Source organism: Pseudomonas sp. CK-NBRI-02, from assembly GCF_008124495.1.
Lineage (GTDB): Bacteria > Pseudomonadota > Gammaproteobacteria > Pseudomonadales > Pseudomonadaceae > Aquipseudomonas > Aquipseudomonas guariconensis.
Genome location: NZ_VSJH01000039.1, coordinates 251,049 through 272,315 on the forward strand (window position 1 = coordinate 251,049; position 21,267 = coordinate 272,315).

Here is a 21,267-nt window from a genome sequence, read left to right on the forward strand (position 1 = left end):
TACCTACAATGATTCGAATGCCTCTGGCCTCCGCCAGTCTGCTGGCCATCGCCATCGCCCTCGCCGGTTGCGGTGAGAGCAAGGATGACAAGGCTGCCGCGCCGCAAGCCCAGGCACCGGCTGCCGCAAGCGCCACCGCAGCGCCCGGGGCTGTCGACGAAGCGGCCGGCAAGGCCGTGGTCAAGCACTATGCCGAAATGGTCCACGCCGTCTACAGCGACTCGCTGAGCACCGCCAAGACCCTGCAGACCGCCATCGACGCCTTCCTGGCCAAGCCCAACGACCAGACCCTGATGGCTGCCAAGCAAGCCTGGGCAGCGGCTCGTGTGCCGTACCTGCAGAGCGAAGTGTTCCGCTTCGGCAACACCATCATCGACGACTGGGAAGGCCAGGTGAACGCATGGCCTCTGGACGAAGGCCTGATCGATTACGTCGACAAGAGCTACGAGCACGCCCTGGGCAACCCGGCGGCCAGCGCCAACATCATTGCCAACACCGAAGTCCAGGTCGGCGAAGAAAAGGTCGACGTCAAGGACATCACCCCTGAGAAACTGGCCAGCCTGAACGAGCTGGGCGGTTCCGAGGCCAACGTCGCCACCGGCTATCACGCCATCGAATTCCTGCTGTGGGGCCAGGACCTCAACGGCACCGGCCCAGGCGCCGGCAACCGCCCGGCTTCGGACTACCTGGAAGGCCAAGGCGCCACTGGCGGTCACAACGAGCGCCGTCGCGCCTACCTGAAGGCCGTGACCCAACTGCTGGTTCAGGATCTGGAAGAAATGGTCGCCAACTGGGCGCCGAACGTCAGCGACAACTACCGCGCCAAGCTGGAGGCCGAGCCTGTGGCCGATGGTCTGCGCAAAATGCTGTTCGGTATGGGCAGCCTGTCGCTGGGCGAACTGGCCGGTGAGCGCATGAAGGTCTCCCTGGAGGCCAACTCGCCAGAAGACGAGCAGGACTGCTTCAGCGACAACACCCACTACTCGCACTTCTACGACGCCAAGGGTATCCGCAACGTCTACCTGGGCGAGTACACCCGCGCCGACGGCTCCAAGCTGACCGGCCCGAGCTTGTCGGAGTTGGTCGCCAAGGTCGATCCGGCCACCGACGCCACCCTCAAGGCGGACTTGGAAGCCACCGAGGCGAAGATCCAGGTCATGGTCGACCACGCCCTCAAAGGCGAACACTACGACCAGCTGATCGCGGCTGACAACGCTGCTGGCAACCAGATCGTGCGTGACGCCATCGCATCCCTGGTCAAGCAGACCGGCTCGATCGAGCAAGCCGCCGGCAAGCTGGGCATCGCCAACCTGAACCCGGACACCGCCGATCACGAATTCTGATCCGGATCCAGTGGTTCGACAGAGGCGGCCTTCGGGCCGCCTTTTTCATGGCCGGAAAATTCACTGCCGCAGACGCGAGCCAACGACAACCTGACACCGATTTCATCAAGGCAATTGCAAATTGCTCTTATTCAAACTCCATCACCCTGCTAAGCTTGCACGCCGGTTTTTTAGCACTCACCCAGGATCCTCGATGCCCGCGTCGCTGCTCCGACTCTCTCCCTTGCTGCTGGTCGCCGCCCTGGCCGCCTGTGATGACGCCCCGCGTTTCACCCAGGCCGAGCCCGGCGAAGCCCTTTCCGCCGGCAAGGCCACCGTGCAGCGCAGCGACCGCAACGCCTTTTCCCTGCCCTCGGCCAATCTCTCGCCAGAGCGGCGCCTGGACTTCAGTGTCGGCAACAGCTTCTTCCGCAACCCCTGGGTGATCGCCCCCTCCACCACCACCGCCCGTGATGGCTTAGGCCCGCTGTTCAATACCAACGCTTGCCAGAACTGCCATGTGCGCGATGGGCGTGGCCATCCACCTGAGCCCGACGCCAGCAACGCGGTCTCGATGCTGGTGCGCCTGTCGATTCCCGATCAGGCGCAATACGCCAAGGAAATCGAACGCCTGGGCGTGGTGCCGGAGCCGGTGTATGGCACGCAACTGCAAGACATGGCCGTCCCCGGCGTGGCACCGGAGGGCAAGGTGCGGGTGGATTACACCAGCGAGACCGTCACCTTCGAGGACGGCCATGTGGTGGAGCTGCGTCGTCCGGCGCTGCAGATCACCCAGCTCGGCTACGGACCGATGCACCCCGATACCCGTTTCTCCGCCCGGGTGGCCCCGCCGATGATCGGCCTGGGCCTGCTGGAGGCGATCCCGGAGGCCGCAATCCTTGCCAATGCCGATCCGGACGATCGCAACGGCGATGGCATCCGTGGACGCCCCAACCAGGTCTGGGACCAGACGACGAACAAGACCGTGCTCGGCCGCTTCGGCTGGAAAGCCGGGCAGCCCAACGTGAACCAGCAGAACGTCCATGCCTTTGCCGGCGACATGGGCCTGACCAGCACCTTGCAGCCGGTCGATGACTGCACGCCCACCCAGGTCGATTGCCTGGCCGCCCCCAACGGCGACGGCACAGGCGGCGAGAAAGAAGTCAGCGACAATATCCTGCGCCTGGTCACCTTCTACACCCGTAATCTAGGCGTGCCGGAGCGCCGCGACGTCGGCGCGCCCCAGGTATTGGCCGGCAAGAACCTGTTCTTCCAGGCCGGCTGCCAAGGCTGTCATACCCCGCAGTTCACCACCGGCCCCGACACCCACGAACCCGAACTGGCCAACCAGGTGATCCGGCCGTACAGCGACCTGCTGCTGCACGACATGGGGCCAGGTCTGGCCGACAACCGCAGCGAATTCAAAGCCTCCGGGCAGGATTGGCGTACCCCTCCACTGTGGGGTATCGGCCTGACCGAAACGGTCAGCGGCCACACCCAGTTCCTGCATGACGGCCGCGCCCGCAATCTGCTGGAGGCCGTGCTCTGGCACGGCGGCGAAGCCGAAGCGGCGCGCAACCATGTACTGACCTTCAATGCCGAGCAACGCGCTGCGCTGCTGGCCTTTTTGAACTCACTTTAACGCGCAAGGAGCCGGGCAATGTTCCGACCCAAACTGTTGTTCACCAGCCTCGCCGCACTCGCCCTCGGTGCCTGCTCGCCCCAGGACCCGCAGGCTGTGACCTCCGCCGCCATCGCCAAGCAGGTGATCCTGCCGACCTACAGCCGTTGGGTCGAAGCCGACCGCCAGCTGGCCGCCAGCGCCCTGGCTTATTGCGAAGGCAAGGAGTCGCTCGAGACCGCGCGCGCCGATTTCCTCAACGCCCAAAAGGCCTGGGCCGAGCTGCAACCGCTGCTGGTCGGCCCGCTGGCCGAAGGTAACCGCGCCTGGCAAGTGCAGTTCTGGCCCGACAAGAAAAACCTGGTCGGCCGTCAGGTCGAGCAACTGGTCGCCGGCGACAAGCCGATCGACGCCGAGACACTGGGCAAGTCCAGCGTCGTGGTGCGCGGCCTGTCCGCCTACGAATACATCCTGTTCGACAGCAAGCCGGACGTCGCCACGCCTGAGCAGAAGGCCCGCTATTGCCCATTGCTGGTGGCCATCGGCGAGCACCAGAAGGCCCTGGCCGAGGAGATCCTCAAAGGCTGGAACAGCACCGATGGCATGCTCTCGCAGATGACCAAGTTCCCCAACCAGCGCTACGCCGATTCCCACGAGGCGATCGCCGACCTGCTGCGTGCCCAGGTCACCGCCTTGGACACCCTGAAGAAGAAGCTCGGCGCGCCGATGGGCCGCCAGAGCAAGGGCATCGCCCAGCCGCTGCAGGCCGAAGCCTGGCGCAGCCAGTCCTCGCTCAAGAGCCTGGAAGCCAGCCTCAAGGCCGCCCAGGCGGTTTGGGTCGGCGTCGACAACCAGGGCCTGCGCGCCTTGCTGGGCAAGGACCAGGCTGCCCTGGCGCAGAAGATCGACGACGCCTACGCCGCCTCGCTCAAGCTGCTGGAGGCCAACGACAAGCCGTTGGGCGAACTGTTGGCCGACGACGCTGGCAAACAGACCCTCGACCAGATCTACGACAGCCTCAACGCCGTCCACCGCCTGCACGAAGGTGACCTGGCCAAGGCACTCAACATCCAGCTGGGCTTCAATGCCAACGACGGTGACTGATCATGCTGCGACGCCAGGCCCTCAAACTCGGTAGCGTCGTGCTCAGCGCCCTCACCCTGGGCGGCTGGAGCCTGTTTCGCAACAGCGCCAGCGAACCCCTGCTGCTCTCGGCGCGCGACGATGGCGACGGCAGGCACTATGCCGTCGGTTACCGTCTGGACGGCACCCAGGTGTTCGCCACCCAGGTGGCCCAGCGTTGCCATGACATCATCAACCACCCCGAGCGGCCGATCGCCCTGTTCGTGGCACGTCGACCAGGCACCGAAAGCTACCTGATCGACCTGCGCGACGGGCGCCTGCTGCAGACCGTCACCTCGCAACCGGACCGGCACTTCTACGGCCACGCGGTGATTCATAAAAGCGGTGAGTGGCTGTACGCCACCGAGAACGACACCACCGATCCGGGGCGTGGCGTGCTGGGCATCTACCGCTTCGAAGGTGATCGCCTGGTCCACAGCGGTGAGATCCCTACCCACGGCATCGGCCCGCACCAGGTATCCTGGCTGCCGGACGGCGAAACCCTGGTGGTGGCCAACGGCGGTATCCGCACCGAGGCCGAAAGCCGGGTGGAAATGAACCTCGACGCCATGGAGCCCAGCCTGGTGCTGATGCGGCGCGACGGTACCCTGCTGAGCAAGGAAACCCTCGCCCAGCAGATGAACAGCGTGCGCCATCTGGCCGTCGGCAGCGACGGCACCATCGCCGCCTGCCAGCAGTTCATGGGCGATGCCCACGAGACCGCCGAATTGCTCGCGATCAAGCGTCCAGGCGAACCGTTCAAGGCCTTCCCGGTGCCCGAGCGACAGTTGCAGTCGATGGCCCAGTACACCGCCAGCGTCGCCATCCACAGCGACCTGCGCCTGGTGGCGTTGACCGCACCACGGGCCAACCGCTTGTTCATCTGGGACCTGGACAGCGGTGCGGTCAAGCTCGACGCGCCGATGCCCGACTGTGCGGGCGTGGGCGCGGTGAAGGACGGTTTCGTGGTCACCTCCGGCCAAGGGCGCTGCCGGTTCTATGACTGCCGCAAAGCAGAGCTGGTCGCCCAGCCGCTGAACCTGCCGTCCGGGTTCTGGGACAACCACCTGCACCTGGCCTAGGGGACCGCACGGCCCTTTCGCGGCCACCCCGCGAAAGGGCTGCAAATCTGCGTGTTCGCCCATCGGCGACCACCTGTCCATCCCCGCCTTCCCCCATCCCTGAAAAACAGGCAATACTTCTCCCATCCGCACGTGGGCAGGATCGCCCGTTGTCGTGCCAGACGAACAACAACTATCCAAGGAACCGGACTATGCTGCGCCGCCGCATGCTGATCATGTTGGCCGTGGTCCTGCTGATCGTATTGACCTTAGGTGGCATCAAGGCGTTCTCGATCTACAAGCAGATCCAGATGTTCTCCGCACCGAAACCGCCGGTCAGCGTCGCTGCGGCAGTGGCCGAAGAGCGCCAGTGGCAGGAGCGTCTGCCTGCGATCGGCAGTCTCAAGGCGTTCCAGGGCGTCGAGTTGAGCCTGGAAGTGGCCGGCACAGTCAAATCGCTGCATTTCGAGTCGGGCCAGAAGGTCAAGGCCGGCCAGCTTCTGTTGCAACTGGACCACGACCAGGAGACCGCACTGCTCGGCACAGCCCAGGCAGACCTGGGCCTGGCCAAGGTGGACTTCGGCCGGGGCAGCCAGTTGGTTGGCGATTCGGCGATTTCCCGCGGCGAGTTCGACCGCCTCACCGCCCAGTACCGACGCAACCAGGCCGTCGTCGACCAGCTCAAGGCCTCCCTGGCCAAGAAAAGCATCAGCGCGCCCTTCAGCGGCACCATCGGTATTCGCCAGGTGGACGTGGGCGACTACCTCGCCAGCGGCACAGTGATCGCCACCCTGCAGGATCTCTCCAGCCTGTATGTCGACTTCAACGTGCCCGAGCAAACCCTGCCCCAACTGAGCCTCGGCCAGCAGGTGCTGGTGCAAGTGGCGGCCTACCCGGGCCAGACCTTCCCTGCCAGCCTCAGCGCCATCAACCCCAAGGTCGAGGAAAGCACCCGCAACCTGTTGCTGCGCGCCACCCTGGCCAACCCCGACGGCAAGCTGCTGCCTGGCATGTTCGCCAGTTTGCTGGTGCTGTTGCCCGACCCGCGTCCTCAAGTGGTGGTACCGGAAAGCGCCATTACCTACACGCTCTATGGCAACTCGGTGTACGTGGTCGCCCAGAAGAAAGACAAGAACGGCCAGGTGGAAAAGGCCGCCGACGGCCAGCCGCAACTGGTCGCCGAACAGCGCACGGTCAAGACCGGAGAACGTCGTGATGGTCTAGTGGTGGTGGGCGAAGGCCTCAAGGCGGGTGAACAGGTGGTGACCGCCGGCCAGCTGAAGCTCACGCCTGGCACGGCCATCCGCATCAGCCACGACGAAGCCCTCCAGCTGGATGGCCAGCGCGCCTCCGGCGCCAACTGATCAGGAGGCTGGCATGGCGTTCACCGACCCGTTCATCCGCCGCCCGGTCCTGGCCAGCGTGGTCAGCCTGTTGATCCTGCTGCTGGGCTTCCAGGCCTGGAGCAAGCTGCAGATCCGCCAGTACCCGCAGATGGAAAACGCCCTGATCACGGTGACCACCGCCTATCCCGGGGCCAATGCCGAGACCATTCAGGGCTATATCACCCAACCTTTGCAACAGAGCCTGGCCAGCGCCGACGGCATCGACTACATGACCTCGGTGAGCCGCCAGAACTTCTCGGTGATCTCGGTCTATGCACGCATCGGCGCTGACACTGACCGCCTGTTCACGCAACTGCTGGCCAAGGCCAACGAGGTACGTAACAAGCTGCCCCAGGACTCCGAAGACCCGGTGCTGAGCAAAGAGGCCGCCGACGCCTCGGCCCTGATGTACATCAGCTTCTACAGCCAGCAGATGAGCAACCCACAGATCACCGATTACCTTTCGCGTGTGATCCAGCCCAAGCTGGCCACACTGCCTGGCATGGCCGAGGCGGAAATCCTCGGCAACCAGGTGTTCGCCATGCGCATCTGGCTGGACCCTGTGAAGCTGGCAGGCTTTGGCCTGGCGGCCACCGACGTGACCAACGCGGTCCGCCGCTACAACTTTCTCTCCGCTGCCGGCGAAGTCAAAGGCGAGTACGTGGTCACCAGCATCAACGCCACCACCGAGCTCAAATCCGCCGAGGCCTTTGCCAAGCTGCCGGTCAAGACCGTCGGCGACAGGCGTGTGCTGCTGGGCGATGTAGCGCGGGTGGAAATGGGCGCGGAGAACTACGACACGGTCAGCTCCTTCGACGGCACGCCTTCGGTGTACATCGGCATCAAGGCCACCCCCGCCGCCAACCCGCTGGAGGTGATCAAGGAAGTCCGGCGGATCATGCCGACGCTGGAAGCGCAGTTGCCGTCGAATCTCAAGGTCTCCATCGCCTACGACGCGACCTTGTTCATCCAGGCTTCCATCGATGAGGTGATCAAGACCCTCGGCGAGGCCGTGCTGATCGTCATTGTCGTGGTGTTCCTGTTCCTGGGTGCCCTGCGCTCGGTGCTCATCCCGGTGGTGACCATTCCGCTGTCGATGATCGGCGTATTGTTCTTCATGCAGATGATGGGTTACTCGCTGAACCTTTTGACCTTGCTGGCCATGGTTCTGGCCATCGGCCTGGTGGTGGATGACGCCATTGTCGTGGTGGAGAACATCCACCGGCACATGGAAGAAGGCAAGACGCCCTTCGAGGCCGCCCTGGAAGGCGCTCGGGAGATCGCCATGCCGGTGGTGTCGATGACCATCACCCTGGCGGCGGTCTATGCCCCCATCGGCTTTCTCACAGGCCTGACCGGCGCGCTGTTCAAGGAGTTCGCCCTGACGTTGGCCGGGGCGGTGGTCATCTCCGGCATCGTCGCCCTGACCCTGTCGCCGATGATGTGCGCCCTGCTGCTGCGCCACGAACAGAACCCCAGCGGTCTTGCCCATCGCCTGGACGTGCTGTTCGACGGCCTCAAGGTCCGCTACCAACGCCTGCTGCATGGCACCCTGAACAGCCGGCCGGTGGTGCTGGTGTTCGCCGTGATCGTGTTGTGCCTGATCCCGGTGCTCTTGATGTTCACCCATAACGAACTGGCGCCGGACGAGGACCAGGGGGTGATCTTCATGATGAGCAATGCCCCGCAAACGGCCAACCTGGACTACCTCAACGCCTACACCGATCAGTTCACACCGGTGTTCAAGACCTTCCCCGAGTACTACTCATCGTTCCAGATCAACGGCTTCAATGGGGTGCAGAGCGGTATCGGGGGCTTTCTGCTCAAGCCTTGGAACGAACGCGAGCGCACCCAGATGGAGTTGTTGCCGCTGGTGCAAGCCAAACTGGAAGAAATCGGCGGACTGCAGATCTTCGGCTTCAACTTGCCGTCGCTCCCGGGCACAGGCGAAGGCCTGCCGTTCCAGTTCGTGATCAATACCGCAGGCGACTACCCTGCCCTGCTGGAGGTGGCCGAACGGATCAAGGCCCGCGCCCAGGCATCAGGCAAGTTCGCCTTCCTCGACATCGACCTGGCCTTCGACAAGCCCGAGGTGGTGGTGGACATCGACCGGGACAAGGCAGCGCAGATGGGCGTGTCCATGGATGATCTGGGCGGCACCCTGGCAACGTTGCTGGGCGAGGGCGAAATCAACCGTTTCACCCTTGAGGGGCGTAGCTACAAAGTCATCGCCCAGGTCGAACGGCCCTACCGGGACAACGCCGGCTGGCTGAACAACTACTACGTGAAGAACGATCAGGACCAGTTACTGCCCTTGTCGACCCTGATCACCGTCAGCGACCGCGCAAGGCCCCGCCAGCTCAACCAGTTCCAGCAACTGAACTCGGCGATCATCCAGGGCTTTCCACTGGTCAGTGTCGGCGAGGCGCTGCAGACCGTGCAGGCGATCGCCAAAGAGGAGGCTCCGGAAGGGTTCTCGTTCGATTACGCTGGCACCGCACGGCAGTTCGTCCAGGAAGGCAGCGCCTTGTGGGTCACCTTTGGTCTGGCGCTGGCGATCATCTTCCTGGTGCTGGCGGCGCAGTTCGAAAGTTTCAGGGATCCGCTGGTGATTCTGGTCACGGTGCCGCTCTCCATCTGCGGCGCCCTGTTGCCGCTGTTCCTCGGCGTTTCGAGCATGAACATCTACACCCAGGTGGGGCTGGTGACGCTGATCGGCCTGATCAGCAAGCACGGCATTCTGATCGTCGAGTTCGCCAACCAGTTGCGCGAGCGGATGGGCGTGGATGCCCGCGAGGCCATAGAAGTCGCCGCAGCCATACGCCTGCGGCCGGTGCTGATGACCACTGCAGCTATGGTATTCGGCATGGTGCCGTTGATCCTGGCGACCGGGGCCGGTGCGGTCAGCCGCTTCGACATCGGCATGGTCATCGCCACCGGCATGTCGATCGGCACATTGTTCACCCTGTTCGTGTTGCCCAGCATCTACACGCTGTTGGCGCACCGGACCGTGGCGACGTCTTCACGGGTACCCCCGGTCCCACCAGGTCCGCCCTGATCCCTTTGGGAACGGGTTCTACCCGCGATGCGGTCAACACAAACAAAATTGGCGGGCAATAAAAAACGCCAGGGGCCCTTCATTGGGCCCCTGGCGCTTCACCATCACGCGCTCGATCAACCGAACGGTCGCAGCCCTTGGCGCATACCGAACAGGAACAGCAACAGGTCATGATCCGGCTGGGCCGTATTCTGCTGCTTCACTTCGCGGGGCACCGCGCACAGGCCACCGATTTCGGCCTTGCTGAACACCGCCGGTCTAGGCTCTTCCCACGCCGCCACAGCAGCGGTGGTCACTGCCAGTGCCGCGACCATGAACAAAGCTCGAGCGATTTCTAGTTTCATTGCTCTAACCCTTTGACAGCGCTGCCAAACGCCATCTGGTAAAAATAGAGCAGGCTCTGCCACTGTGCATCGTTGAGTGACGAATGGCGCCGCAATTGGCGCAGGTCCTTGGCGGCTGCGCGCTGGCAACTGATGCGCCGGCGGCACTTTTCCAGGTCCAGCAGCGCGACTTCGGCCCGGGCCTTCTCGCCCTCGCCGATGACCTTGACGAACACATGCTTGCCATACAGGCAGCCGTGCTGCCAATGGCCCAAGTGCATGCGCGCCAGATTGTCGGCCAGCTCCTTGAGCATGCGTTCGTGCAGCACTTGCGGGTAACGCTCGCGGGCGCCTTCGGCATGCCAGGTGTCCAGGTCGACGAACCCGTCGAGCGCCTCGCTCACCAGCAGGGCTCGCCACTGGTGATCGGCGCCGCGCTCGGCGCCAGCGAACACCAACCGCGGCACACGCACACCAAGCTGCTCGAAACTGTTCAGGGCATCCAGCTCACGCAATACCGTCGGGCGGCCGAACGGATGGCGCAGGCTGCGATAGATGTGACCGACCTGACGCTTGGCATACAGGACCTTGCCCTTCGCGTCGCTCAGACGCTGCACACCACTCTCCCCACCGCGCCGCTGGTTGGGCTCCTCCACCCATTCACCCTGTTGCTGCCAGTAGTACTCGAAATCGGACATCGCATTGCCGGCCACTGCCATGAACACCTACCCCTTGCGTAATACGTATACCCGCCACATCGCATACAACGGCAGGAAATCCAGACGGTCCTGGATTCTGAAACCGGCTGTAACAAACTCATTTTCGATGGTATCGACCGGCAACACAAAGCGATTTTGATAACTGCCCTGCGCGGCCTTCGCACTGCGCCGATGCTCGAGCTTCTTGCGTCGCCAGGCCTTGAAGTTGCCATCGACCCACAGCGACAGGATCACGCTGTCGCGGCTGACCCGATGAAACTCCGAGAGGATCGTCTTGCGGTGAGCGGCATCGCCGATGTGGTGGAACAGGCGCATGCAGAAAATGCTGTCCACCGCGTTGTCCGGCAAATCGATAGCGAATGCGGAAGTCTGCAAGGGGCGCACCCGGGCAACCACCTCTGGCGGCTGGGAAGTACAGGCGGTCTCGATCATGTCGGCGGAATTGTCGGCGCCGATGATCACCCGATTGGGCTTTTCCGCCAATAGCGGCCAGAAACGCCCTGCACCACACGGTAGGTCGAGTACCAGGCCAGGCTCCCCTGCAAGCGCCAGGGCGCGGCGGGCCAGTTGTTCGTCACGGTAATGGGAAAGGCGGCGTGCCAGACCATCTTGATGCTTGAGGAAGTACTCCTGGGCATGCTGACGGTCATACTTTTCGGAAAATGGGAGTTTGATCGGGCTCCGCATTGGGCATCTCCTGATTCAATTCCACCCACTCTACGGAGCGAAGCGTTGGAATCAGGTCATGCCCATGTGAAAAATCCGTCATGCCTGCAACAGCATATTTCAGGTATCACCCCAACAGTGGGGCTTGGTCGCCGGCCTCGCTGTCCGCTGTAATCGCCTTGCCCCTGCTCAGGTCCACCTGGAAGCGACAGCCATGAGGCAACGTCGCCGTCAGGGTGACGCGCCAGCCCTGGTCGTCGCAGATCCGCTGCACCAGCGACAACCCCAGACCCAGGCCCTCGCCACGGCGTTCGTCACCGCGCACGAAGGGGCGGAACATCGCTTCGCGCTGCTCCTCAGGGATGCCCACACCGCTGTCCTCGACGCTGAAACCGTTCGGTTCCAGGCTCAGACGAATGTAGCCACTGTCGGTGTAGTGGGCGGCATTGCGCAGGAGATTGCCCATCACCGATTGCAGGAACGTCGCGTTGTACAACACCGGGCTCGCACTGACCCGGCCGTCGTAATAAAGGGTCAGGCCCTTCTGTTCGATGGTATCGCGCCAAACCCCTACCAGGTCGTCGGCCACTTCGCTCAAGGTCGCCTGCGAAGCGACAGCGCCTTCATCGCGTTGGGCACGGGCCAGCATCAGGAAGGTCTTGACCAGCTCACGCATCTCCTCGGTCGCCCGCGCGATGCGCTCCACCTGGCTGCGTGAACGGCTGTCCAGGTTGGGATTCTCCATCAGCAGTTCGCAGGAGGTGGCGAGCACCATCAGCGGCGTGCGCAGCTCATGGCTGACATCGCTGGTGAACAACCGCTCGCGGGTCAGTGCATCGCGCAAGCGGCCGAGCGTATCGTCGAAGGCCACGGCCAACTGCCCGACCTCGTCCGCGGCATAGTCCGGGGCCAGCGGGGGTGCCAGGCCCAGCAACTGGTCCCGGTGGCGGACCTGCCGGGCCAGGCGGATCACCGGGGCCATCACTCGCCTTGCCAACAGCCAGCCCAGGGTCACCGCCAATACCAGGCTGAGCACGAAGCCCACCACCACGACCGCGAACAGCACCCGCTCGCGCTCTTCGAAATCGCTCTGGTCCTGCAGCAGCACGTAGCGCCGGCCATCGACGATCTCGACCATCGCGTGATAGGAAAGCTGGTCGCGGAACACCTCGTGGAAGCCCGGCGTCAGGTGCCGCAAGTCCTTGGGCAGTTCGAAATCGTCACGCCCGCCACTGAAGTAGAACAGCTGGTCAGGACGGGGCCGATGGCTCCAGTCGCTGATGCTGTCCATGCGCAACAAGCGCTGCAGATCGCCACCGAGCACGGCGGAGATCAAACGCTCCTCGACCAGGTGGACCGTGGCGACGATGCCGAAAGCGAAGGCCCCGGCCACCAGGGCGCTCATCAACGCAAAGGCGATGATGATGCGCTGGGCAAGACTTTGCTTAAACTCCATCACGGCCCTCGGCGAGGCGATAGCCGACGCCATGGACGGTATGCAGCAACGGTTTCTCGAAGGGTTTGTCGATGACCTGACGCAACTGGTGTACATGGCTGCGCAAGCTGTCGCTGTCGGGGCAGTCGTCCCCCCAGAGGGCTTCTTCCAGCACCTCGCGGCGCAGCACGTGCGGACTCTTCTGCATCAGCACGGCCAGCAGCTTGAGGCCGACCGGGTTGAGCTTGAGCAGGCGGCCCTGGCGAGTGACCTCCAGGGTGTCGAGGTCATAGCTCAGATCAGCGACCTGCAACGTGCGTCGGCCGCCCCCCTGGGAGCGTCGCAGCACTGCTTCGATACGCGCTGCCAGCTCCGACAGGGCAAAAGGCTTGAGCAGATAATCGTCGGCACCGGAACGGAAGCCCTGCAGGCGATCATCGAGCTGATCGCGGGCGGTGAGCATGATCACCGGGGTATCACGGCGGGCATCTTCGCGCAGGCGTTTGCACAGGGTGTAACCGTCGATCCCAGGCAGCATGATATCGAGCACGATCAGGTCGTAGTGTTCGGTCGCGGCAAGATGCAGCCCTGACAGGCCATCCTGAGCGCAGTCGACGGTATAGCCTTTCATCCCAAGGTAGTCGGCCAGGTTGGCGAGGATATCGCGGTTGTCTTCAACCAGTAGAATGCGCATCGGTTTCTCCTGTACGACGCTTTCGCTCTGCGCGGCAGGCGCAGCTTAAGGCCATCGCCCGCGCCGCGCCAGCCTTAGGGCATTTGGCCGTTGCTGACGTATTTTTCACTGATCCTTCACGAACCCAGGATAGCCGCAGGCCGACAATGCCCGGCATTTATCGTCCCTGGAGTCGTCATGCAAGAAACCACCCGCCCCCGCCCGATCAACCTCTGGTTGTACCTGGGTATTCCGCTGGCCACCGTGGTGGCCCTGCTCCTGAGTGAGTGGACCTCTTTGGACATGGACGTGGCCAATCTGGCCTTCGACCCAGTGGCTGGGGCATTCATCGGCCGTCATAGCTATTTTCTGGAAAACATCCTGCATGACCGGGTCAAGCAGATCGTGATCGTCATGGGTTTGCTGTCCATTGTCGCCTTCATCGCCAGCTTCTTCTGGTCGCGCCTGTTCGGCTGGCGTCGCGAACTGGGTTGCCTGGTACTGGCGCTGGCGCTCTCCACCTCCTTCGTCACCCCACTCAAGGCGGTGACCGAAGTCCAGTGCCCCTGGAGCCTGAGCCAGTTCGGCGGCAAGGAAACCTATAGCAAATTGATGGAGCATCGTCCGCAAACCGACAAGCCTGGCCGCTGCTGGCCAGGCGGCCACGCGGCAACGGGTTTCAGCCTGTTTGCGCTGTTCTTCATGCTGCGCGATCGCAGACCACGTCTGGCCCGTGCAGCCTTCACCGTAGCGTTCGTGACCGGTACCGTGCTGTCCATCGGCCGTATGCTGCAAGGGGCACACTTCCTGTCGCACAACGTGTGGACGGCGGTTTTCTGCTGGTTGATCGGGCTGGGCTGCTATTACCTGGTCTTGTATCGCCGAGGCATTGCGCTGGAGGCAGTGCCTCAACGCAGCGTGGCCTGAAGGAGCACTGTGCGCCCCATCGCAAACTGTCGCCTGCTGCCACATCGATCTGTGGGAGCGGGTTTACCCGTGAGAAGCTGCGCCACCGGAGCAAAACACACGCCCAAGAAAAAGCCCCGCACTAGGCGGGGCTTTTTCATGCAGCGGGTGAGGCTGGCTTACATCATGCCGCCCATGCCACCCATGCCGCCCATGTCAGGCATGCCGCCTGCAGCTGGCTTGTCTTCCGGCAGGTCGGCAACCATGGCTTCGGTGGTGATCATCAGACCACCGATCGAAGCTGCGGCTTGCAGAGCCGAACGGGTGACCTTGGCTGGGTCCAGGATACCCATCTCGATCATGTCGCCGTATTCGCCGGTAGCAGCGTTGTAGCCGTAGTTGCCCGAACCTTGCTTGACCTTGTCAGCGACAACGCTTGGCTCGTCGCCGGCGTTGGCAGTGATCTGGCGCAGCGGTGCTTCGACCGAGCGACGCAGCAGAGCGATACCGACGTTCTGGTCTTCGTTGTCGCCTTTGAGTTCGGCAACGGCCTGCAGAGCGCGAACCAGGGCAACACCACCGCCAGGCACCACGCCTTCTTCGACGGCTGCGCGGGTAGCGTGCAGGGCGTCTTCAACGCGGGCTTTCTTCTCTTTCATCTCGACTTCGGTGCCAGCACCGACCTTGATCACGGCAACACCGCCAGCCAGCTTGGCCAGACGCTCTTGCAGCTTCTCACGGTCGTAGTCCGAAGAGGTTTCTTCGATCTGGGCACGGATCTGCTTGACGCGTGCTTCGATATCAGCGTCGGAACCTGCGCCGTCGATGATGGTGGTGTTTTCCTTGGACAGGATGACGCGCTTGGCGTTACCCAGGTGCTCCAGGGTAGTGGTTTCCAGGGTCAGGCCGATTTCTTCGGAGATGACCTGGCCGCCAGTCAGGGTGGCGATGTCCTGCAGCATGGCCTTGCGGCGGTCGCCGAAGCCAGGTGCCTTGACAGCCGCGACCTTGACGATACCGCGCATGTTGTTGACGACCAGGGTAGCCAGGGCTTCGCCTTCGACGTCTTCAGCAACGATCAGCAGCGGACGGCCGGCCTTGGCAACGGCTTCCAGCACTGGCAGCAGTTCGCGGATGTTGGAGATCTTCTTGTCGACCAGCAGCAGCAGCGGGCCTTCCAGCTCGGCAACCATGGTGTCCGGCTTGTTGACGAAGTAAGGCGACAGGTAGCCGCGGTCGAACTGCATGCCTTCTACGACGGACAGTTCGTTTTCCAGGCCCGAGCCTTCTTCGACGGTGATGACGCCTTCTTTACCGACCTTTTCCATGGCTTCGGCGATGATTTCACCGATGGAGCTGTCGGAGTTGGCGGAGATGGTACCTACCTGGGCGATGGCCTTGGAGTCGGCGCAAGGCTTGGACAGGTTCTTCAGCTCGGCGACGATGGCAGCAGTGGCCTTGTCGATGCCGCGCTTGAGGTCCATCGGGTTCATGCCGGCGGCAACGGCCTTGAGGCCTTCGTTGACGATGGCCTGAGCCAGAACGGTAGCGGTGGTGGTGCCGTCACCGGCAGCGTCGTTGGCCTTGGAAGCGACTTCCTTGACCAGCTGGGCGCCCATGTTCTCGAAGGCGTCTTTCAGCTCGATTTCCTTGGCAACGGAAACGCCGTCCTTGGTGATGGTCGGAGCGCCGAAGCTCTTGGCCAGGACAACGTTACGGCCTTTCGGGCCCAAGGTCGCTTTTACTGCGTCGGCCAGAACGTTAACGCCAACCAGCATTTTTTTACGGGCGGAATCGCCGAATTTTACGTCTTTAGCAGCCATGATCGTTTAATCCTTGAATTCTAGAATGCTTCTGGAAACCGGGAGGGGAATCAGCCTTCGACGACAGCGAGGATTTCGTTCTCGCTCATCACCAGCAGGTCTTCGCCGTCGACTTTGACGGTGTTGCTGCCCGAATAAGGGCCGAAGACCACTTTGTCGCCCACTTTGACGGCCAGGGCACGAACTTCGCCGTTGTCCAGGATGCGACCGGTGCCGACGGCGACGACTTCGCCGCGGTTTGGTTTTTCAGCGGCCGAACCCGGCAGGACGATACCGCCAGCGGTTTTCGATTCTTCTTCGCTGCGACGGATGACGACGCGGTCATGCAGAGGACGAAGCTTCATTGTCGATCTCTCCCAAATTGTGGTTTTCATCGGCCGGTGTCGATACCGGCGGGTTGATACGGTCCGGCGTTGCCGGTCAGGGCTCGCACGGGACGAGCCCCGTATATATGTCTGGTGTCGCCACCAGAAACCTTGCGGTGACCCATACATGTGGTCGGCAAAATCAATTACAAGGCTTGGCTCGGAAAATTTTTCATCGACTTGAAAAAAGCGAGGGCCGCATCGCCTTCCATCGCAGCTTTACCTGCGATCGAAGGCGATGCGGCCCCTGGAACGTTACTTGTCGTGCCGCTCGTACTCACCCTCGATTACATTGGGGCGATGGCCGGCATCGTTGGGACGAGGCTGGAACGGGTCATCCTGGAAGGCCCGCTGGCGCATGGCCTGGGCTTCGGCGCGCTGACGCATCTTGCGTGCGGCGAGATGACGGGTGAAAGGCAACAGGCACAGCAGGCCCAACACGTCGCTGATGAAGCCCGGCAGCAACAGCAGGCCACCGCCCAGCGCCAGCATCATGCCCTGGAACATGTCCTCGGCGGGCAGTTCGCCGCGCTGCAGACTCTCACGGGCGCGCAGGGCGGTGGCCAGCCCGGCCACCCGCATGACCAGCACACCCAAAGCGGAACCGGCGATGATCAGCAGCAGCGCCGGGAAGAAACCGATGGCGGCACTGACCTTGACGAAGACGAACAGCTCCAGCACCGGAAAAATCAGAAACAGCAATAGAAAAGCACGCATCAAAGGATCCTCGGCGGAAGAAAACCTTCCATTACGACCACCAGATGGATGCGTGGACTCGGCATTTCAACCCTCGACTTTCGCCGTAACCGGCCATTGGTCGGCGCGGGCCAGCAAGACCAAGGCTTCGCGAACCTGTATCGGCGTATTGCAAACCTGGGGGAAAGCCAACCAGTGGATACCCTGGCCGATGCGAAGGTGCATGCCCTCGCTGTCGATGCCGACCAGCTCGGCAGGTGCGGTGCGCGGCAGGTCGGTCAGCGCTACGTAATGCGCAATGGCATTGGCGTGATCACTGTTCATGTGCTCGATCATGCTCGCCTCGACCTTGCCGGCGAAGGGGTTGGCCAAGGTGACCTGGTCGAGCCAATGGATTGCGCCGAAACCACCGATGTAGCGGTGGCGCACTGGCTGCAGGACCCAGAAATCGAAATCATGGGCCTTGTGGTAGTTGGCCGCTTCAGGAAAGTAACGGTAATAACGCTCGGCCGCCGCTTCGATGGCGGCCTCGTCGGTGAGCTTGTGCGCCTCGGCCATCACCGTCAGGCGCCCTACCGCCTGAACATCCTCGGCATCGCGCTCGCCCACCAGCAGAGAGCACTTGGCATCTTTCTGCAGGTTATGCGTGTGCTGGGCGATGCGGCTGATGAGGATCAGCGGGTGCCCCTCGGCGTCAAGGCAGTACGGCACCACGGAGCCGAACGGATAGCCGGGCATGGATTTGGAATGGGTCGAAAGCACGCCGCGGAATTCCTTGAGCAGGAGTTCTCGGGCGGGGCGCAGGGCGTTGTCACTCACGAAAGGCGCTCCTGGTGGCGGACTGGTTGGCTGACAAGATAAGCATTATCCCTGTCGGGTGCCATAGATTCCCCACGCGCCAGGCACTGCCTTGCTCCCTGGCGCTCTGTTCGCGAAGGGCTGCGTGGCAGCCCAGGCGCTTACCAGGTCACGCCAAAGCCTGCGGTGTAGCGGGTTTTGTCCAGGTCGCTGTCACGCGTGCCGCTGATGATGTCTTTCTCTGCCTTGAGGTTGAGCGAGGCCCATTCGGTGACTTTGTAGCGCAGGCCTGCCTCGGCATCCAGCGCATAGTTCGCCACACCACCCAGCGGTTTACCCACCTCGCCGCGGGTGAACAGCTCGACACTCTTGCCGATCAGATAGCGGTTGTAGTCCCACTTCACGGCAGCGGAATAGAAATTGTCCTTGCCGCCATCGCGGTATTCGAAATCCGTGCGGTTGATCAGCGAGCCAAGGGAGAAAGCCCCCAACTCGTCGTCCCAGAACTGGTAGCCCGGGCCAGTACCCACGGTGCGCTGGCGAGCCAGGTCCTCGACATGGTCACGCTTGTATTCCATACGCCCCTGCCAGAACCACTTGTCGGTGATGAAGCGGTCCAGTGCGTATTCGGCGCTCCAGTTATTGGTGGTGGTGACGTCGTCCTTGGTCTCGCGGTTGTACTCGCCTTCGGCGTTGTGCCGCCAGCGGCCATGGCGGGCGGTGGTCTTGAAGCTGATGTCGTAGTCGTCGGTATCGTTCTCGGCGCGCTTGTAGTCCATGGCAAGGTCCACATTGCCTTTCCACAGGAAGTCTTCGACCAGCGGCTGAGGCTTCATGATCTGCTCGATGCTGGCAAGGTCCACGGTCTTAGGGACATCGCCATTGGCCAGGGTGACCTTGCCGGGCTCGGCGGCCTTGAGCGACTTGGCCTTTTCACCGCTATAGGCGTCCTGCTTGACCAGCAGTTCCTGGTCGCTTTCCAGGGTCTGCACTTGCTTCCAGTCCAAGGCGATGGCACCGCCGTAAGTGGTTTGCAACAACAGCTTGCCACCATCGAAGACCTTGATCGTGCCACTGAGCCTGTCGCCGTTTTTCATCCATACCGTGTCGGCAAACGCCGGCACGCAGGACAAGACAGCGAGAATGAAAAGCAGGGTTCTAGAATACATAAGCTGACTACAGGTTCGATTTGACGAAAAAAGCCGGGCATTATCCAGATCGCCACGACCAGAGCAAGGACAGACCCAGACCATGCCGTTGAGTTCCACTCTCATTTATCCCGACCGTTGGTCCGCTTTCATCTGCAGGCCAGGGGGCCTTTGATGTCCGGATCATCACACGCCTCCACCGACGAGGCCCAGGCCCGACGAATGGCGCTGTACTCGGTGCTCGGCGAGATTCCACCCGGCAAGGTGGTCAGCTACGGTGAGCTGGCCGAGCTCGCAGGGATCGGCCGCGCGGCGCGTTGGGTGGGTCGCACTCTCGGACAACTGCCTGCAGACACCCGCTTGCCCTGGCATCGGGTGCTCGGAGCCGGCGGTCGCCTGAGCCTGGCGTTGGGCACCCCGTCAGGAGACGAACAGCGCGCACGATTGCGTGCAGAAGGCGTGACAGTCAGGAACAATCGCGTGGATATGTCGCGTCACGGCTGGCGTCCAATGGAGCACAGCGGTTAGAGTGCGCGTTTTGTTTTCGCAAACTTGAGGCAGATGTTGGCCCATGCCCCGTAAAACCTGGCGCGCTGCGCTCGCTGCCTATGCCAGCCCGTCGACCTTGGTGCTTTTGTTGCTCGGCTTCGCCGCCGGCCTGCCCTACATGCTGGTGTTTTCGACATTGTCGGTCTGGCTCCGGGAAGCCGGCGTTGCCCGCGAAACCATCGGCTATGCCAGCCTGATTGGCCTGGCCTACGCCTTCAAGTGGGTCTGGTCACCGTTGCTCGACCAATGGCGCCTGCCAGTGCTCGGCGCTCTGGGCCGTCGCCGCTCTTGGCTGCTGCTTTCACAGATGCTGGTGATGATCGGCCTGGTCGGCATGGGGCTGTGCGACCCGCAAAAGCACCTTTCCTGGCTGATTGCCCTGGCCGTGCTGGTGGCGTTTGCCTCGGCCACCCAAGACATCGCCGTCGACGCCTACCGCCTGGAAATCGCCGATGACCAGCGCCAGGCCGCCCTCGCCGCCAGTTACATGGCCGGTTACCGGGTCGCCGCCCTGCTCGCCACCGCCGGCGCCCTGTTCTTCGCCGAATGGTTCGGTTCCACCGGCTTTAGCTACCTGCATCAGGCCTGGACCGGCACCTACGTACTGTTCGGCGTGCTGATGCTGCCAGCTGTGTTCACCACGCTGGTGATGCGCGAACCGCCGGTGCCCATGCGCACCCAGCTGTCGGCGGCGCGCTATGGTCTGGTACACCAGCTGGCGTCGGTGTTCGTGCTGATCATCCTGCTGGTGTCGGTACCGGCGAGTTTCACCCAGATGTTCAATACCGGATGGTCGAGCGTGATTTCCGGCGACGCGACGGTTCTGGACCTGCTGATCGAGGACCGTGCCTTCCTGCGCCTGATTCTCTATGTGCTGCTGACCTGGGCCTGCCTGTCGTCCCTGGGCCGGCGGGGCCTGGCGCCTGTGCTGACACCGGTCAACGACTTCATCCTGCGCTATCGCTGGCAGGCGCTGCTGCTGCTGGGCCTGATCGCCACCTATCGCATGTCGGATACCGTGATGGGTGTGATGGCCAACGTGTTCTACATCGACCAAGGCTTTACCAAGGACCAGATCGCCAGCGTCAGCAAGATCTTCGGCTTGATCATGACCTTGGTCGGCGCGGGTATCGGTGGCCTGTTGATCGTACGCTTCGGCATCCTGCCGATCCTGTTCATCGGCGGTGCGGCGTCGGCGGCGACCAACATCCTGTTCCTGATGCTGGCCGATATGGGTCCGAACCTGGAGATGCTTGTGGTCACCATCTCGCTGGACAACTTCAGCTCGGGCCTTGCCACCTCGGCCTTCGTCGCCTATCTGTCGAGCCTGACCAACCTGAAGTTCTCGGCGACCCAGTACGCCCTGCTGAGCTCGATCATGCTCTTGCTGCCACGTTTGATCGGTGGCTATTCGGGCGTGCTGGTAGAGAAGTTCGGCTACCATGACTTCTTCCTGATCACCGCCCTGCTCGGCGTGCCGACCCTGATCCTGATCGCCTTGCACTGGCATCAGGAAGCCGGTCGAGGCAAACAGGCGCCGGTGGAAGACTCCGCGGCCGAGCGCCCTTGAGGAACAGGGGCCGCCTTGCGGCCCCCC

General features: G+C 62.8%; 19 protein-coding genes. 9 read left to right on the forward strand and 10 right to left on the reverse strand.

The window, feature by feature from the left end:
- Positions 1-8 precede the first annotated feature (8 nt).
- The 6 genes from DQ397_RS22390 (at position 9) to DQ397_RS22415 (ending at position 9,569) form a co-directional block, all read left to right on the forward strand.
- Positions 9-1,343, forward strand: a complete 1,335-nt coding sequence (locus DQ397_RS22390) for an imelysin family protein (protein ID WP_043213566.1) — start codon at positions 9-11, stop codon at positions 1,341-1,343.
- Positions 1,344-1,536: 193 nt separating this feature from the next.
- Positions 1,537-2,964 carry a di-heme oxidoredictase family protein gene (locus DQ397_RS22395; protein ID WP_043213563.1) on the forward strand — a complete coding sequence of 476 codons (1,428 nt, stop codon included), beginning with the start codon at positions 1,537-1,539 and terminating at the stop codon, positions 2,962-2,964.
- An 18-nt stretch (positions 2,965-2,982) separates the two neighbouring features.
- Positions 2,983-4,047, forward strand: coding sequence for an imelysin family protein (locus tag DQ397_RS22400; protein ID WP_043213561.1), 1,065 nt, complete (start codon positions 2,983-2,985; stop codon positions 4,045-4,047).
- Between the two features lie 2 nt (positions 4,048-4,049).
- Positions 4,050-5,147 (forward strand): DUF1513 domain-containing protein, encoded by a 1,098-nt coding sequence (locus DQ397_RS22405; RefSeq protein ID WP_043213559.1) that lies wholly within the window; start codon positions 4,050-4,052, stop codon positions 5,145-5,147.
- Positions 5,148-5,338: 191 nt separating this feature from the next.
- Positions 5,339-6,490: an efflux RND transporter periplasmic adaptor subunit gene (locus DQ397_RS22410; RefSeq protein ID WP_043213557.1), complete on the forward strand. Its 1,152-nt coding sequence runs from the start codon at positions 5,339-5,341 to the stop codon at positions 6,488-6,490.
- Positions 6,491-6,503: 13 nt separating this feature from the next.
- Positions 6,504-9,569: a multidrug efflux RND transporter permease subunit gene (locus DQ397_RS22415; protein ID WP_043213555.1), complete on the forward strand. Its 3,066-nt coding sequence runs from the start codon at positions 6,504-6,506 to the stop codon at positions 9,567-9,569.
- A 116-nt stretch (positions 9,570-9,685) separates the two neighbouring features.
- Here DQ397_RS22415 and DQ397_RS22420 read toward each other — a convergent pair whose 3' ends face one another.
- The 5 genes from DQ397_RS22420 to colR form a co-directional block, all read right to left on the reverse strand.
- The gene (locus tag DQ397_RS22420) at positions 9,686-9,913 is read right to left on the reverse strand and encodes a hypothetical protein (protein WP_043213552.1); all 228 of its coding nucleotides are present in this window, start codon (positions 9,911-9,913) and stop codon (positions 9,686-9,688) included.
- Positions 9,910-10,611 (reverse strand): lipopolysaccharide kinase InaA family protein, encoded by a 702-nt coding sequence (locus tag DQ397_RS22425; RefSeq protein ID WP_043213550.1) that lies wholly within the window; start codon positions 10,609-10,611, stop codon positions 9,910-9,912. Before DQ397_RS22425 ends, DQ397_RS22420 begins: the two co-directional genes overlap by 4 nt.
- 6 nt (positions 10,612-10,617) lie before the next feature.
- Positions 10,618-11,298 (reverse strand): class I SAM-dependent methyltransferase, encoded by a 681-nt coding sequence (locus tag DQ397_RS22430; protein WP_043213548.1) that lies wholly within the window; start codon positions 11,296-11,298, stop codon positions 10,618-10,620.
- Between the two features lie 106 nt (positions 11,299-11,404).
- Entirely contained in the window at positions 11,405-12,733 is a 1,329-nt protein-coding gene (locus DQ397_RS22435) for a HAMP domain-containing sensor histidine kinase (protein WP_043213545.1), read from the reverse strand.
- The gene (gene colR, locus DQ397_RS22440) at positions 12,723-13,406 is read right to left on the reverse strand and encodes a two-component system response regulator ColR (RefSeq protein ID WP_043213544.1); all 684 of its coding nucleotides are present in this window, start codon (positions 13,404-13,406) and stop codon (positions 12,723-12,725) included. The genes DQ397_RS22435 and colR overlap by 11 nt, the downstream gene beginning before the upstream one ends.
- Before the next feature lie 177 nt (positions 13,407-13,583).
- Between colR and DQ397_RS22445 the strand changes: the two genes are divergently transcribed.
- Positions 13,584-14,312: a phosphatase PAP2 family protein gene (locus DQ397_RS22445; protein WP_043213542.1), complete on the forward strand. Its 729-nt coding sequence runs from the start codon at positions 13,584-13,586 to the stop codon at positions 14,310-14,312.
- 158 nt (positions 14,313-14,470) lie between these two features.
- On the opposite strand, the gene groL is transcribed toward DQ397_RS22445, so the two are convergent.
- The 5 genes from groL to DQ397_RS22470 form a co-directional block, all read right to left on the reverse strand.
- Positions 14,471-16,114, reverse strand: coding sequence for a chaperonin GroEL (gene groL, locus DQ397_RS22450; protein WP_043213539.1), 1,644 nt, complete (start codon positions 16,112-16,114; stop codon positions 14,471-14,473).
- Between the two features lie 50 nt (positions 16,115-16,164).
- Positions 16,165-16,458 carry a co-chaperone GroES gene (locus tag DQ397_RS22455; RefSeq protein ID WP_009395550.1) on the reverse strand — a complete coding sequence of 98 codons (294 nt, stop codon included), beginning with the start codon at positions 16,456-16,458 and terminating at the stop codon, positions 16,165-16,167.
- 276 nt (positions 16,459-16,734) lie between these two features.
- Positions 16,735-17,196, reverse strand: a complete 462-nt coding sequence (locus tag DQ397_RS22460) for an FxsA family protein (RefSeq protein WP_043213533.1) — start codon at positions 17,194-17,196, stop codon at positions 16,735-16,737.
- 66 nt (positions 17,197-17,262) lie between these two features.
- Entirely contained in the window at positions 17,263-17,994 is a 732-nt protein-coding gene (locus DQ397_RS22465) for a HugZ family protein (RefSeq protein WP_043213531.1), read from the reverse strand.
- Positions 17,995-18,134: 140 nt separating this feature from the next.
- On the reverse strand, positions 18,135-19,142 hold the full coding sequence (locus DQ397_RS22470; RefSeq protein WP_043213529.1) for a DUF481 domain-containing protein: 1,008 nt from the start codon (positions 19,140-19,142) through the stop codon (positions 18,135-18,137).
- 153 nt (positions 19,143-19,295) lie between these two features.
- Between DQ397_RS22470 and DQ397_RS22475 the strand changes: the two genes are divergently transcribed.
- Both DQ397_RS22475 and DQ397_RS22480 read left to right on the forward strand, forming a co-directional pair.
- On the forward strand, positions 19,296-19,649 hold the full coding sequence (locus DQ397_RS22475; RefSeq protein WP_043213527.1) for an MGMT family protein: 354 nt from the start codon (positions 19,296-19,298) through the stop codon (positions 19,647-19,649).
- A gap of 43 nt (positions 19,650-19,692) precedes the next feature.
- Positions 19,693-21,240 (forward strand): AmpG family muropeptide MFS transporter, encoded by a 1,548-nt coding sequence (locus tag DQ397_RS22480; protein ID WP_043213525.1) that lies wholly within the window; start codon positions 19,693-19,695, stop codon positions 21,238-21,240.
- Positions 21,241-21,267 lie beyond the last annotated feature (27 nt).

Bases quoted from the DNA above. Each gene is read 5' to 3' on its own strand.
- DQ397_RS22435 (WP_043213545.1), bottom strand. From the start codon at position 12,733: ATGGAGTTTAAGCAAAGTCTTGCCCAGCGCATCATCATCGCCTTTGCG.
- DQ397_RS22405 (WP_043213559.1), top strand. From the start codon at position 4,050: ATGCTGCGACGCCAGGCCCTCAAACTCGGTAGCGTCGTGCTCAGCGCC.
- DQ397_RS22475 (WP_043213527.1), top strand. From the start codon at position 19,296: ATGTCCGGATCATCACACGCCTCCACCGACGAGGCCCAGGCCCGACGA.
- DQ397_RS22420 (WP_043213552.1), bottom strand. From the start codon at position 9,913: ATGAAACTAGAAATCGCTCGAGCTTTGTTCATGGTCGCGGCACTGGCA.
- DQ397_RS22410 (WP_043213557.1), top strand. From the start codon at position 5,339: ATGCTGCGCCGCCGCATGCTGATCATGTTGGCCGTGGTCCTGCTGATC.
- DQ397_RS22460 (WP_043213533.1), bottom strand. From the start codon at position 17,196: ATGCGTGCTTTTCTATTGCTGTTTCTGATTTTTCCGGTGCTGGAGCTG.
- DQ397_RS22445 (WP_043213542.1), top strand. From the start codon at position 13,584: ATGCAAGAAACCACCCGCCCCCGCCCGATCAACCTCTGGTTGTACCTG.
- colR (WP_043213544.1), bottom strand. From the start codon at position 13,406: ATGCGCATTCTACTGGTTGAAGACAACCGCGATATCCTCGCCAACCTG.
- DQ397_RS22455 (WP_009395550.1), bottom strand. From the start codon at position 16,458: ATGAAGCTTCGTCCTCTGCATGACCGCGTCGTCATCCGTCGCAGCGAA.
- DQ397_RS22390 (WP_043213566.1), top strand. From the start codon at position 9: ATGATTCGAATGCCTCTGGCCTCCGCCAGTCTGCTGGCCATCGCCATC.
- DQ397_RS22470 (WP_043213529.1), bottom strand. From the start codon at position 19,142: ATGTATTCTAGAACCCTGCTTTTCATTCTCGCTGTCTTGTCCTGCGTG.
- DQ397_RS22395 (WP_043213563.1), top strand. From the start codon at position 1,537: ATGCCCGCGTCGCTGCTCCGACTCTCTCCCTTGCTGCTGGTCGCCGCC.
- groL (WP_043213539.1), bottom strand. From the start codon at position 16,114: ATGGCTGCTAAAGACGTAAAATTCGGCGATTCCGCCCGTAAAAAAATG.
- DQ397_RS22480 (WP_043213525.1), top strand. From the start codon at position 19,693: ATGCCCCGTAAAACCTGGCGCGCTGCGCTCGCTGCCTATGCCAGCCCG.
- DQ397_RS22415 (WP_043213555.1), top strand. From the start codon at position 6,504: ATGGCGTTCACCGACCCGTTCATCCGCCGCCCGGTCCTGGCCAGCGTG.
- DQ397_RS22425 (WP_043213550.1), bottom strand. From the start codon at position 10,611: ATGGCAGTGGCCGGCAATGCGATGTCCGATTTCGAGTACTACTGGCAG.
- DQ397_RS22430 (WP_043213548.1), bottom strand. From the start codon at position 11,298: ATGCGGAGCCCGATCAAACTCCCATTTTCCGAAAAGTATGACCGTCAG.
- DQ397_RS22400 (WP_043213561.1), top strand. From the start codon at position 2,983: ATGTTCCGACCCAAACTGTTGTTCACCAGCCTCGCCGCACTCGCCCTC.